This is a genomic window from Bradyrhizobium sp. MI1.7 (assembly GCF_055811795.1).
Map to the genome: position 1 here is coordinate 1 of NZ_JBVVPO010000022.1, position 13,602 is coordinate 13,602.

10 protein-coding genes and 1 pseudogene are annotated in these 13,602 nt (G+C 61.2%); 7 read left to right on the forward strand and 4 right to left on the reverse strand.

The window, feature by feature from the left end:
- From AC0L3X_RS20725 to AC0L3X_RS20735, 3 genes are all read right to left on the reverse strand, one after another.
- Window positions 1-198, reverse strand: a 198-nt coding sequence (locus AC0L3X_RS20725; protein ID WP_473316712.1) for an NAD-dependent epimerase/dehydratase family protein, incomplete at its 3' end; no start/stop codon positions are given.
- Complete coding sequence (gene gmd / locus AC0L3X_RS20730; protein ID WP_354131861.1) at window positions 170-1,240, reverse strand: GDP-mannose 4,6-dehydratase; 1,071 nt, start codon at window positions 1,238-1,240, stop codon at window positions 170-172. The genes gmd and AC0L3X_RS20725, both read right to left, overlap by 29 nt.
- 164 nt (window positions 1,241-1,404) lie before the next feature.
- On the reverse strand, window positions 1,405-2,424 hold the full coding sequence (locus AC0L3X_RS20735) for an NAD-dependent epimerase (protein ID WP_354131862.1): 1,020 nt from the start codon (window positions 2,422-2,424) through the stop codon (window positions 1,405-1,407).
- Between the two features lie 269 nt (window positions 2,425-2,693).
- Between AC0L3X_RS20735 and AC0L3X_RS20740 the strand changes: the two genes are divergently transcribed.
- Together AC0L3X_RS20740 and AC0L3X_RS20745 are read left to right on the forward strand one after the other, a co-directional pair.
- Window positions 2,694-3,809: a glycosyltransferase family 4 protein gene (locus AC0L3X_RS20740; protein ID WP_354131863.1), complete on the forward strand. Its 1,116-nt coding sequence runs from the start codon at window positions 2,694-2,696 to the stop codon at window positions 3,807-3,809.
- Window positions 3,810-3,907: 98 nt separating this feature from the next.
- Window positions 3,908-5,068, forward strand: coding sequence for a glycosyltransferase (locus AC0L3X_RS20745; RefSeq protein WP_354131864.1), 1,161 nt, complete (start codon window positions 3,908-3,910; stop codon window positions 5,066-5,068).
- Between the two features lie 11 nt (window positions 5,069-5,079).
- Here AC0L3X_RS20745 and AC0L3X_RS20750 read toward each other — a convergent pair whose 3' ends face one another.
- Window positions 5,080-5,223, reverse strand: coding sequence for a hypothetical protein (locus tag AC0L3X_RS20750; RefSeq protein ID WP_166350075.1), 144 nt, complete (start codon window positions 5,221-5,223; stop codon window positions 5,080-5,082).
- 543 nt (window positions 5,224-5,766) lie between these two features.
- Between AC0L3X_RS20750 and AC0L3X_RS20755 the strand changes: the two genes are divergently transcribed.
- From AC0L3X_RS20755 to AC0L3X_RS20775, 5 genes and pseudogenes are all read left to right on the forward strand, one after another.
- Window positions 5,767-6,990: a polysaccharide biosynthesis/export family protein gene (locus AC0L3X_RS20755; protein WP_354131865.1), complete on the forward strand. Its 1,224-nt coding sequence runs from the start codon at window positions 5,767-5,769 to the stop codon at window positions 6,988-6,990.
- 91 nt (window positions 6,991-7,081) lie between these two features.
- A complete protein-coding gene (locus tag AC0L3X_RS20760) occupies window positions 7,082-8,440 on the forward strand; it encodes a glycoside hydrolase 5 family protein (RefSeq protein WP_244623245.1) in 1,359 nt (452 codons plus the stop codon).
- A gap of 42 nt (window positions 8,441-8,482) precedes the next feature.
- Window positions 8,483-9,685: a glycosyltransferase family 4 protein gene (locus AC0L3X_RS20765; protein ID WP_354131866.1), complete on the forward strand. Its 1,203-nt coding sequence runs from the start codon at window positions 8,483-8,485 to the stop codon at window positions 9,683-9,685.
- A gap of 53 nt (window positions 9,686-9,738) precedes the next feature.
- Window positions 9,739-10,941, forward strand: coding sequence for a glycosyltransferase family 4 protein (locus AC0L3X_RS20770; protein WP_354131867.1), 1,203 nt, complete (start codon window positions 9,739-9,741; stop codon window positions 10,939-10,941).
- A gap of 372 nt (window positions 10,942-11,313) precedes the next feature.
- Window positions 11,314-13,602: pseudogene (locus AC0L3X_RS20775) on the forward strand (RHS repeat protein); the annotation flags it as partial.

Consider the following 13,602-nt stretch of genomic DNA (forward strand, 5'->3'; position numbering starts at 1 on the left):
TTGCGGCCGCGTCCTGGCGAACCAGTCGAACACGGCGGCCTGGTTGCAGAGATCGACCTCGCGCCGGTCGACCGTGACGAGGTTGACGTCCTCCCGCGCCAGCCGGCGCACCAGTGCGGCTCCGACCATGCCGCGATGGCCGGCGACATAGACGCTTTTGCCCCTCAGCTCAAACGGTGCGTTTGCCACTGGCCGCATCCCGTTTTGCCTCGGCCAGATCGCTTGCCATCATCTCCTCGACAAGCTGGGCAAAGCTGCGCTTCGGCGTCCAGCCGAGCACCTCGCGCGCCTTGCTGGCGTCGCCGACGAGGAGATCGACCTCGGTCGGACGGAAATAGGTCGGATCGATCTTCACCACGGTCTTGCCGCTCGTCTCGTCGACGCCGGTCTCCTCGACGCCCTTGCCGCGCCAGGCGATGCGGCGGCCGACATGCGCAAAGGACAGCTCGACCATCTCGCGTACCGAGCGCATCTCGCCGGTGGCAAGCACGAAGTCGTCGGGCTTGTCGGCCTGCAAGATCCTGTGCATGCCCTCGACATAGTCCCTGGCATGACCCCAGTCGCGCTTGGCTTCGAGATTGCCGAGATAGAGCGTCTGTTCCAGCCCGACCTCGATACGGGCGACGCCGCGGGTGATCTTGCGGGTCACAAAGGTCTCGCCGCGGATCGGGCTCTCATGGTTGAACAGGATGCCGTTGCTGGCGAAAATGCCGTAGGCTTCGCGGTAGTTCACCGTGATCCAGTAGCCGTAGAGTTTTGCAACGCCATAGGGCGAGCGCGGATAGAACGGCGTCGTCTCCTTCTGCGGGATCTCCTGCACCAGGCCGTAGAGCTCGGAGGTCGAGGCCTGGTAGAACCGTGTCTCCTTCTCCATGCCGAGGATGCGGATCGCTTCCAACAGGCGCAGCACGCCGATGGCGTCGGCGTTGGCGGTGTATTCCGGGCTCTCGAAGCTGACGGCGACATGGCTCTGGGCGGCGAGATTGTAGATCTCGGTCGGCCGGATCTGCTGCACCAGGCGGATCAAATTGGTCGAATCCGTCATGTCGCCGTAATGCATCAGGAACGGCACGTTGCCGACGTGCGGGTCCTGGTAGAGGTGATCGACGCGCGCGGTGTTGAACGAGGACGAGCGCCGCTTGATGCCGTGCACGACATAGCCGAGCGACAGCAAATATTCGGCGAGGTAGGCGCCGTCCTGACCGGTCACGCCGGTGATGAGAGCGATCCGCTCAGCCATGGGCCCGCGCCTGGTTCGGGGTCAAAGAGGTTCAGAGGGACGGGATAACCACCGTTCGCGCCCGCTGACAAGGCCGCCGGCGGTCAAAAGCGCAAGAACCAGCGCAAGAACCGGCTTAGGAGCCGGCATTCCCGGGCGACACGCATGTGCCGCCGCCCGCGGGATCAGACGCCGTGGTACTTCCGATACCATTCGACGAAGCGGCCGAGGCCATCCGCGATCGACGTGGACGGCGAGAAGCCGACGTCGCGCTGGAGCGCGGAAATGTCGGCGCGCGTCTCCAGGACGTCGCCGGCCTGCATCGGCAACAGCTGGCGGATCGCCGGCTTACCGATGATCTTCTCGAGCGTCTCGACAAACTCCATCAGGTTGACCGACCTGTTGTTGCCGATGTTGTAGACGCGATACGGCGCATAGCTCGACGAATTTTCCGGCCGCTCGGCATTCCACGCGGGATTCGGCGCCGCGGGCCGATCGAGGGTGCGGATCACCCCTTCGACGATGTCGTCGACATAGGTGAAGTCGCGCCACATGTCGCCTTTATTGAAAATCCTGATCGGCTCATTCGCGAAGATCGCGCGCGTGAACAGATAGGCGGCCATGTCAGGCCGGCCCCATGGGCCGTAGACGGTGAAGAAGCGAAGCCCGGTCACCGGCAGCTTGTGAACATGCGCAAACGTATGCGCCATCAGTTCGTTGGCTTTCTTGCTTGCGGCGTAAAGGCTGACCGGATGGTTCACCGAATGCTCGGTCGAATAAGGCAAGGTGCGGTTGGCGCCATACACCGAACTCGACGAGGCGTAGACGAGATGCGCCAGACCATGGCGCCGGCCGGCTTCGAGCACGGTGACAAAGCCGTCACAATTGGCCCGGATGCTGGTGATGGGATCGTCGATCGACGCGCGCACGCCGGGCTGCGCCGCCAGATGCACGACGCGATCGGGCGAGACCTCGTCGAAGACGCGCGTCACTGCGGCGAAGTCTGCGAGATCGATCTTGTGGAATTTGAACCCTGGATGGTATTCGAGCGTTGCGAGACGCGCACGCTTCAGCGCGGGATCGTAATACGGAGTGATTGCATCGATGCCGACGACCTGCTCGCCACGTGCCAACAGCCGTTCACAAACATGCATTCCGATAAAGCCGGCAGCGCCGGTAACGATCACTGGCCGCAAAGTTGTCATCTCGTTCATTCCGCGGAGCATTGCCAGACCAGGACATGAGAGGCAAGGTTTGGACAGTCACGACAATCATCAAATCAGTCGGCCCATGTAAGCGCATCGAAATGTGTAGGAAACATGATGGCGTCATGCACCATCGCATGCTATCCGCCTGCAAGGATGCTCGGACGATAGCGCCACATGTGCTAGACGTCATAGGACGTATATTCGGCGCCTGATGCTCAGTCTTCGGGCATTGTTCGCGCAAGAACCCGCAAAGAAAAAGATCGACTTTGAAACTCTCCATCAACGGCAGGTTCCTGTCACAATCGCTCACGGGCGTGCAGCGCTACGCCGCCGAGATCGTCAAGGCGATGGACCGCTTGCTCGCGAGCGGAGAGGCTCCGCAGCAACTGCTGGATGCAGAGTGGCAAATCCTTGCGCCGCCGAATGCGCAGACGCTTCCAGGTCTTCGCCGCATCGCCATCAAGCAGATCGGATCTTTGCAGGGGCACGCGTGGGACCAGATCGATCTGGCGCGCGCCGCGGCCGGCACCCGTCTGGTCAGTCTCGCCAATTCCGGCCCTGTGCTCCACCGCGACCATCTTGTCGTGATTCACGACGCGCAGGTTTTCCGGCGGCCGGACTTCTTCAGCTGGCGCTACCTCGCCCTGCACCGGACGCTCGGCCATCTGCTGGCGCGCATGGCAACGATCGCAACAGTTTCGGCGTTTTCACGCAACGAACTTGCCGAGGTGCTGTCGCTGGATCCGGCTTCGATCCCCGTCATTGCAAACAGCGCGGAACATTTCGCGACCGTCGCGCCCGACTTCTCGATCATCGACAAGCTGCGTCTTGCGCCCCATCAATTCTTCCTCTTCGTCGGCTCGATGACGAAGAACAAGAATGTCGATACGGCCATTCGCGCCGCCGAGCAGCTTGGCCGCGCCGACTTTCCGCTGGTCGTGGTCGGAGGCGATAACAGCAAAGTGTTCGGAGGCGCGGCCACGGAATCGAGGTCCGGCGTTGTCATCGCCGGGCGCCTGAAGGACGAGGAGATTGCCGCGCTGTTCTCCCAGGCCGCCGCGTTCGTGTTTCCGAGCCTTTATGAGGGATTCGGCGTGCCTCCCCTGGAGGCGATGTTCTTCGCCTGTCCGGTGATCGCGAGTTCCGCCGATGCCGTGCGCGAGACCTGCAACGATGCCGCCGTCTATTTCGATCCGCTCAACGCGGACCAGCTGTCGGCACGGATGCGCGAAAGAATTGAACTCGGCAGGATCTCGCCGGTGGAACAGGAGAAGCAGCGGCAGCGCCTTATGACATATTCCTGGGCCAAGTCCGCCGCAGCGATGCTCGAATTCCTCGCCAAACCGGCATCCCGATCCACATCCGACCGAGCGAAACAATGACGCGGCCCGATTATTGCTGCTTAGCGAGGTTAGACGTGCGTCTGCAAGATCCGGCGTCTCCAGTATCTGGCGCCTTCAAGACAAGGAAGGAATGACCGTTGTCCAGCGGCCTGAAGATTCTGCATGTCGCCGAAACGGTCCGTGGCGGCATCGCGACCTACCTCAACGAGCTGCATCCACACCAGAGCGCGAGCTTCGGCCCCGGCAACGTCAACTATGTCGTTCCCTCCGACCATCGCAGCGACCTGGTGAACATCGAGGACGACGCGGTCACCACGTTTCCGCGCGACGGACGCAACGCGGTCGGCCTGTTTCGCATGCTGTTTGCAACCATGCGCGCGGTCCGGCAGCTTCGTCCTGACGTCATCCACCTGCACTCGTCGTTCGCCGGGCTCGTGGTGCGCCCGGTGCTCTGGCTCACCTATCGGCGCTCGCGCATCGTCTATTGCCCGCACGGCTGGGCCTTCGGCCGCGAAACCGGCCGCCTCAGCCGCGAGGTGACGAAGTTCACCGAGCTCGTGCTGTCGAAATTCACCCATCGCATCGTCTGCATCTCGGAAAGCGAGCAGGCCGACGCCAAGCAGGTCGGGATCGCGGCGAATCGCCTGGTTCTTGTGCACAACGGGATTTCCAAGCAGCGTCCTGCGCTCGACAAGGGCGCAGCGCAATGGCGATCAGAGAAGATCAAGGTCCTCTTCATCGGGCGCCTCGACCGTCAGAAGGGCTACGATCTCCTGATCGAGGCGGCGCGCGCACTCGGAGACAAGCTCGACGTGCGCCTGATCGGCGCCTCGGTCGTCAGCAAATTCCGCAGAAGCGATCTGCCCTCCAACGTCTCTTTTCTGGGCTGGATGAACCGCAACCAGATCGAGGCCGAGCTCGACCAGGCCGACATGGTCGCGATTCCCTCGCGCTGGGAGGCGTTTGGCCTGGTCGCCATCGAGGCGATGCGGGCGGCCAAGCCGATCATTGCCTTCCGCATCGGCGCCCTGCCGGAAATCGTCGAAGACAATGCGACGGGCGTGCTGTGCGACGAAGTCTCGGCTGAAAAGCTGGTTGAAGGTTTTCAACGCGCAACCAGGCTCGACCTGGCTGCGGTCGGCCGTGCCGGATATGAGCGTTTCACCCGCCTCTACGACATCGAACAGACCCACCGCACGCTCAGTCAGGTTTATGCCGACGTCGTGCATGTGCCGATGAGCGAATCCGGGCAGCAGGCGAAGTTGCAGTCCGATTTCCCGAACAATCTGCGATCGTAGCGACCGGCTGATCAGGCCAGCCGGCGGGCATCGCCCTGCGCGAACTCGCCGTCATTCACGCGGTTATCGGAGAACGACCAAGCAATGGCCGATGCGACGATCATCGCGCAGGTGAGAAAGCCGGCCGCGAACAGCAGTGATCCGGTGTGCAACATCGTCTTCGCCTTCCTTTTGTTTGGCCGACCACTAGCCGGATCAGGATTAGGAAGACCTTACGGACGCCAGCGTGACGCCAGCTTCCAAATCTAAGCGTTAACGGAGGTGGAATCCCGTCGCAGAAACATTGGTCCGATGACCCGGCGAGAACGTCCGCTCTGGCGCCATGCCCGCCGCAGGACGACGAAAACACAACGCAGGATCACTCAGGACGGGATCCAACACTTGAAGTTCATGGCGATGTCATCTCGCGACAATGCCGTCGCATCTGCATGTCCGTCGCCTCGCGCTGCTCATTGGTTCGATCGCAGTCTCAATCGTGACATCGATCTGACACGTGTATGTATGGTTTGCGAACTGCTTATTTAAGAGGATGTTCCGCACAAATTTTGGACAGAGATTTCGGCGTGTATCCACGTTCACAAGTGGCAATAAGGTCACAGCCACAAGTGCTTTACCATAAAGTCGAAGACGTAGCAGTGACTCCGCAGCACGGGATTTGTACGGTGATTCCGATTTTAGATGAGTGCGAGGGAATTCCAGTGGCTAAGACCGAACTATTGAATTTTGATTTCGGGATTAGCCGAATCCTGGCGCTGGCTGCGGTCGGCATCTCGTTGGCGGGTTGCGCCAGCTTCATTCCCATGGACTCTCCGGATGCGGTCGCCACGCAAACCAATGCCGCGCTCGTCACCGAGCCGACCGCGCCCCTCGCCTACGCCCTGATGCCGGCCAATCCGGCGATCCTCCAGGCGACCAACGGGTTCACGGACGCCTCTGGAAAGATCTTCTCCCGCCTCCCCGGCGGCAATTATCGCGACGTCACGATCGGCATCGGCGATATCGTCACCGTGACCGTCTACGAAGCGCAGGCGGGCGGCCTGTTCATTCCGCGCGAAGCGGGCGTGCGGCCGGGCAACTTCGTCGATATTCCGCGCCAGCAAGTCGACCAGTCCGGCAGCATCAATATTCCGTACGCCGGATCGATCAAGGTCGCCGGGCTGACGCCGCGCGCCGTGTCGAACATCATCCGCGAGCGCCTCAAGGACCGCGCCATCGATCCGCAGGCGGTCGTGAGCGTGGCCGAGCAGCGCGGCAACCAGATCAGCGTGCTCGGCGAAGTCAATTCGCCACAGCGCTTTCCGGTCGACCCCGGCGGCATTCGCCTGATGGGCGCCATCGCGCGCGCCGGCGGCCCGAAATATCCCTCCTACGAGAGCACGATCACGATCAAGCGCGAGGGCCGCACCTACAACGAGACGATGTCCACGGTGGTGCATAATCCCAGCGAGGACGTGCTGCTCGCTCCGGGCGACGTCGTCTTCCTGACCCGCATTCCTCGCGTCTACATGGTGTTCGGTTCGACGCCGTCGCCGGGCTCGATCGGCGGCACCAACAACCGCCGCTTCTCGTTCGAGAACGACAACATGTCGCTGGCCGAAGCGATCGCGAAGGCGGGCGGCCTCGATGGCATTCGTGCGGACTCCAAGTCCATCTACGTCTACCGTTTCGAGCCGAAGCCGCTGCTGCAGCAGATCGGCATCGACGTGTCGCAGTTCCCGACCAAGTCGGTCCCTGCCGTCTACAAGTTCGACATGAGCAAGCCCGACGGCTGGTTCCAGGCGGATACGTTCAGGATGCGCGATCACGACGTGATTTCGGTGGCGGAATCGCCGTCGACCGAATTCATCAAGCTCATGGCCCCGCTGAACGCGGCGACCGTGAACGCGGACAACATCAGCTCGGTGGTCGTGAACGCGAAGTGACCTTTGATTAAGGATCTGTCGTCCGCCGCCATGTGGCGGCAGATCCGCCCAATTCGAACCATAAGGGGGAGGTAGTTCGTCGAGCCGATCGATGGCGAATGTGGAGCAACGCGTGACCGAGCCTAACAGACGTGACCCGCGCAGCTTGCGATGGCTGCTTGCCACATTGGTCGTTACTATTGGTTTGGCAGCTTCCGCCAACGCGCAGAACGCACAGCCCCTCGGGCAGCGGCTTCTGCTTGGTGTCGGCACGCATCAGGGTCTCGGCGGCTCGATCGGAGGCCGAGGCTACGTGCCCGCCACCGCCGTGAAGCAGATGAAGGAATTGGGTCTTACCTCATTCCGCGACGATCTACCTTGGTCGGACTTCGAGCTGCCGGGCCGGCAACTCGGTTTCAATCCGCTGCTCGGCCGCCTCGATGCGCAGATCAAGGCCGATATCGGTCCGCCGATGATCATTCTGGCCTTCGGCCATCATCTCGTCCCGAATTCGAATCCGCCGACCACCGACGAGGCTCGCCAGCGCTTCGTCAGCTATGCCACGGCCGCCGCACAATCCCTGGCGGCCCGCCGGCCCATTTTCGAGCTGTGGAACGAGTATAATATCGCCGCGCGCAGCAACCCGGATTTCAACGTCGAGAACTACGTGGCGCTCGCGCGGGTCGTGCAGCCGGCGGTCAAGCACGCGGCGCCCTCATCTCCTTTTGTCGTCGGCGCGCTCGGCGACGATCACGGCTGGAAATGGACCGACGCGCTGCTGCAGACCGGCGTGCTTTCGATCGCCGACGGAATATCGATTCACATCTACAATTTCTGCATGAACCCCGCCATGCGAACCTCGGCCGAAGCGATCGAGCGGCTGGAGGCTTTTCATCAGCGTGTCGCACGCGCGACGAACAATCCCAACTATCCGATCTATCTCACCGAGACGGGCTGGCCCAACGGCAACGCCAAATGCAGCGTGAGCGAACAACTGGCGGCCGACAACATGGCGCAAATGATCCTGTGGTCATCGACGGCCGGGCCGTGGCTGAAGGGAATCTGGGTCTACGAGCTCAAGGACAGCGGCACCAAACCGACCGAGCTCGAGAACAATTTCGGGATCTATCATTTCGACAATTCGCCGAAGCCCGCCGTATGCTCCATCCGGGAGAGCTGGGCGTTCATTCGTACGAGCCTGAAAGCGGAAAAAACCAGACCCGTTCCAGGCGTGGTCCTTGTCCGAAGCCAGGATGGGCCGGGCACGAAGGCGGCGCTTTGGTCGGAAAGCCCGACCAAGCGTTTTGAAGTACGATTGAAAGGCGCAGAACCGAATGTCGAAGTCAGCCATGTATGCCAGCAAGGAGCAGGTCCCGCTCCCGGCGCCTGGACGGAGCTGTCGACCACTCCTTTGCTCGTCACCGCGAAGGGGCAGGCCGCGCTCGACTTCGAGATCCGGGCCGCTAACTGACGCTGTCATGGCGGCCGCGCTCTGCGAGATCCGAGGCGTTTCTTGAAAATTCTGATCGTCAACACACTCTACCCGCCGGAAATCATCGGCGGCGCTGAAGTATCGGTGTCACTGCTCGCGGAGGCGCTGGCTCAGCGTGGCGAGAAGGTGGCGGTCGTCTGCCTTCAGAATGATCATGCGCGGTCCGTCGACGATCGCAATGGCGTGCGCGTCTACCGGGTACCGCTGGACAACGACTACTGGCCGTTTGGCCGGGACGAAAAGCCCTCGTCAATGCAGCGGCTCAAATGGCATTTGCGGGACACCTGGAATCGCAAGGCGGCGGCCCGCTTCGCCGAGATTCTCGACATCGAAAAGCCCGATGTCGTTCACACAAATAACCTGACGGGCTTCTCCGCCTCGCTGTGGTCAGAAGCCAAACGTCGCAACATCAGAATCGTGCACACCTTGCGGGACTATTCGCTGATCTGCAAACGGTCGACGCTCTTTCGGGCGGGCGCGACATGCATGCAGCGCTGCGCGGCCTGCGCAACCATGACCGCGCCATATCGCCGCGCTTCGCGCATGGTCGACGCGGTGACGTCCAACAGCCAGTTCGTGCTGGAGCGTCATCTCGCGCCCGGCTACTTCACGGACATCCCTCGCCGCGTCATCTTCAATATCGCCGACACGACCAACCTTGCGGCGGCGTCTGGGCCTGCCGGCGACGACCTGGTCTTCGGCTTCATCGGACGCCTGGAGCCCGAAAAAGGCATAGATGTCGTCCTCCGGGCAGCGGAGCTGCTTCCCGACGCCGGCTGGCAGCTCAAGATTGCCGGCCGAGGCCTTGAAGCCTATGTGCGGGACCTGAAGTCAGCGTGCCGAAACGATCGCGTGCAATGGCTGGGCTTCACCAAATCCGCGGACTTCTACGCCGGCGTGGACGTCTGCCTGATCAGCTCCGTCTGGCCGGAGCCGCTGCCGCGGACGCTTATTGAGGGGATCGGGGCAGGCAAGGCCACAATTTGTTCCACAGCAGGTGGAATACCGGAGATATCGGAGTTTTCTAATCTTGTAGGGAAATATGAGCCGCACGACCATCGGCGGCTCGCCGAGCTGATGCAGGAGGCAATTCGTCAGGCGGATCGATGGAAAAAGAATTCGCCGGCCCGACCGGATTTTGCGGAGAAATTCACCCCCGAAACGATTACGCGGCAATACCTGGAGATGTACACCGGCAAGTCCGGGACCTCTTCAAAAGAATAGCGGGCGAAAAGCTGCGGCGCCAATGCCACAATGGATATTGAGACACATTCTTAATGAAGGTCCTTGTCACCTCATCGCTTTATCCGACGCCCGGGGCGCCGAAAGTCGTCGGCGGCGCCGAAATATTCGTCCGGCGATTGGTCGAGAGCCTCGTCGCGCGTGGCGACACGATCGAGGTAATTCGCGCCGCCTCCGTGCCGGACCAGAAGGCCGAGCGATACAACGACGTCGACGTTTACTCTGCGCAGAGCAAGAATATTTATTTGCCATTTACCGAGCAGCGCAGCGCTCCTGCGCGCGGCATCTGGCACGCCATCGAGGACTGGCAGCGAACGGCTGATGTCGTCGGCGCGCGCATCGATGCCTTCAAGCCGGACCTGCTGCATTCCAATAACCTATCGGGTCTGACGACGGCAGTCTGGAAGGCGGCTTTCGACCGGCGCATCCCGATCGTCCACACCCTGCACGACTATTATCTGACCTGCCCAAGGTGCTCGCGCTTCTCCAACGGCCGGGCATGCAAGCACACCTGCGCCAGCTGCAAATTGTTGACGATCAGCCGTCGCAGCGCGACCAGCCAATTGAGCGCCGTTGTCGGCGTGAGCCAGCGGATCCTCGATATCCACACCGAGCTCGGGCTGTTCTCGAACACGACGCGGAAGGTCATTCGGCATGCATCGGCACTCCAACCGATCGCCCCGTCCGCTACTCCTCCCTCGAATACGCTGAGGCTCGGCTTCATCGGCAGATTGACCGAGGAGAAAGGCATCTACAACCTGGTCAAGGCCGTGAGTCTGTTGCCGCCGAGCTCCGTCCGGCTCGTCATCGCCGGATATGCCAGCGACGAATTGAAGCAGGAGCTTCAAGATCTCGCGCCACGCGCAACGCTCGAGTTCCTCGGCTTCATCGCGCCGGAAAAATTCTACGAGCAGATCGACGTCGTCGTCATTCCGCCGATCTGGGAGGAGCCCGGCCCGATCGTGGTTGCCGACGCGCGAGCCGCCGGCAAGCCATTCCTCGGAACCAGATTCGGCGGCATCCCCGAGGCCGTTACACGCGGCGCGAAGGGCTGGCTCACGGAACCCGATCCGGAATCGCTCGCCGCCAGCATTCGGCAACTCCTGTCAAAGCCGGACGAAATCGCAGCGATGGTTAAGCAACTGTTGCTACAAACGAACCAATATACCTTCACGAGTGTCGTCGAAGAGTACCGCACCCTGTTCGAGAACGTCGTCGCCAGCCGGCCATCGACATGACAGGCGATTGACGATCGCTTGTCGATCGCCGATCGGGTTCACGAAGTGTGCGACGCTGGTTTGCAACCGGCTAATTTTTTTCAAACAATCCGTTCGGAACTTCCCGCATTTTCCCGAGTGCATCGCGTAGTTTGCCTACGCCGCATGCAACCTGCACAACAAACGTTGCAGGGAACAGCATCGCGCCTCCGTGGTGACATCGTTCACGCACACGGCTGACATCGATAGCGGCTAATCACTTGCTCGAACGAGTCGACGAAACGCGTCGCGAGTAGAGACCGCGATGTGTCGACTTTTACCTGAATAAAAAACCTGAAACACAAACGTCGGGGCTACTGCTCGACGCAATTGAACTCACATGCAGAGCAACAGATGACCGCGTCTCCTGTCGACCAGACCCTTCATTCGGCGAGTTCCTTTACCGGATCCATCGGCGTCAACACGCATGTCGCATATTCGTGGGGGAACTACTCCAACCTCGCCCTTATGCAGGATGATCTCAAATATCTCGGCGTGACCAAGCTGCGCGACGCGATCGCGTTGTCACCGAACAGCCAGCCCATCATGAATGGGCTCGCAGCAGACGGGTATAAGTTCGATCTGATCGTCTCGTCGAGCCTGCCCGCAGCCGGTTCCAGCGGCCTCGCGCAATATCTCACGCAACTCGACAGCTTCGTGAAGGCGCATCCCGGAAGCCTGATTGCCGTGGAAGGCCTGAACGAAGCCAACATGCAGCCCTTCTCGTACAACGGAAGTTCCGACGTCTCGGCCGCCGCACAGTTCCAGATGGCGCTCTACACGGCGATCAAGGGCGACGCGACGCTGTCGGGGGTCTCGGTCTACAATCTCTCGCTCGGCTATACCGACACCAACGACTACGCCAAACTCGGAAATCTGACCTCCTACTCTGACTACGCAAATTCCCACGCCTATGCGGCGACGTCCACGACCCCGGCTGCGGCGCTGGCGACGCATGTCAGCGACGCCGAATCGGTCGTCTCGGGCAAGCCGACCGTGATCACCGAGACCGGCTACACCACGCTCAGCAGCACACAATATCTCGGCGTCGACGAGACCGTCCAAGCCAAGTCGATCCTCAACACATTGGCGGATGCTTTCAAGGACGGCGTGACCACCACCTATCTCTACGAGCTCCTCGATCATGGCACGGACGCCGGCTCTCAGATGGGCCTGTTCAATGCCGACGGTACGCCGAAACTCGCCGCAACCGCGATCCACAACCTGACGACCATTCTCGCGGATGACGGTACTGGCGGCAGCACCCCGACGGCACAGCTCGGCTACAGTCTTTCCGGCATGCCGGCTTCGGGCAATAGCATGGTGCTCGCCAAGAGCAACGGTGCCTATGACCTCGTCGTCTGGGCCGAGCCGAAGATCTGGGACGATGCCACCGACAGCGAGATCGCGGTTGCCACCACGCAGGTCACCGTGAACCTCGGTGGCGTTCATCACTCGGTCGTCGTCTACGACCCGATGAGCGGCACGTCGCCGATCGCGACCTACACCGACGTCAGCCAGATCGTGCTCCCGCTCAGCGATCATCCGCTGATCATCGAGATCGACGCACCGGCCCGGGCTGGATCGCCTCCCGAAGCGGTGGTCAATGTCAGCGATACGGCAGCTGACATCGTCGCGCAATTGTCGGACCTGAACGATTCGACGACGCTGAAGAAGATCACGCTCACGGATACGCACGTCCTTCCCGTCGCGTCCGAGGCGACGATGGACTACATCATCTCGCACTACGGTAAGGCGCTTGCTGCGATCCAGGGCGGTTATTCGTTCTCGGTGACGACGTCGAGCACCACCTGGAGCCTGACGAAGGTATTTAACTCGTCCGGCAGCCTGGTCTCGACCATCACCTCGAACTTCAGCAATGGCCTCATCTCCAGCAAGGTGACGGTCAACGCGGACGGATCGACCGATACCGTCAACTACACAGCCGGCGTTGCCACCCAGGAAGTCATCGTCAAAGCCAATGGCTCCGAGGAAACGAAGAAGTTCGGCGTGGGCGGCCTGATCAGCGACACCATCGTCAACAAGGACGGATCGTCTTCGAGCACCGTCTATTCTGCCGGCGTCAAGACGAAGATGTATATCACCAACGCCGACGGGTCACACGACACGACTACGTACAACATCAAGGGCGCTTCCTACGTCACCGAGACGCAGCACACCACGGCCGCCGGCAAGGTCACGTCGGTCATCCGTTATCACACGGACGGCACCCTGGATTATAGCCAGACGATCGCCGCCGACGGCAGCAGCAAGGTCACGACGCTGTATGATGCCACCGGCCACAAGACGACCGTCATCAAGTGGACCCCTGCGTCGACAATCACCGACAAGTACAATGCGTCGGGAACGCTGCTCCAGGAGATCGTTCAGAGCAGCAACGGGGCGGTGAGCACGACCAACTACAACGGCGCGTTGCTTGCATCCGTCTACATCGTCAATGCCGACGGCTCGAAGGAGACGAAGCTCTACAGCTCTACCGGTGCGCTTACCAGCGACACCATCATCAACACCAACGGCTCCACCTCGACCACCGTCTATGCATCGGGCGTGAAGTCCAAATTATACATCACCAATGCCGATGGCTCTCACGACTCGACCACCTACAACATCAAGGGCACGACC

Excerpts from the sequence above, each read along its gene's own strand:
- AC0L3X_RS20735 (WP_354131862.1), bottom strand. The coding sequence starts at position 2,424 with ATGACAACTTTGCGGCCAGTGATCGTTACCGGCGCTGCCGGCTTTATC.
- AC0L3X_RS20760 (WP_244623245.1), top strand. The coding sequence starts at position 7,082 with ATGGCGAATGTGGAGCAACGCGTGACCGAGCCTAACAGACGTGACCCG.
- gmd (WP_354131861.1), bottom strand. The coding sequence starts at position 1,240 with ATGGCTGAGCGGATCGCTCTCATCACCGGCGTGACCGGTCAGGACGGC.
- AC0L3X_RS20770 (WP_354131867.1), top strand. The coding sequence starts at position 9,739 with ATGAAGGTCCTTGTCACCTCATCGCTTTATCCGACGCCCGGGGCGCCG.
- AC0L3X_RS20750 (WP_166350075.1), bottom strand. The coding sequence starts at position 5,223 with ATGTTGCACACCGGATCACTGCTGTTCGCGGCCGGCTTTCTCACCTGC.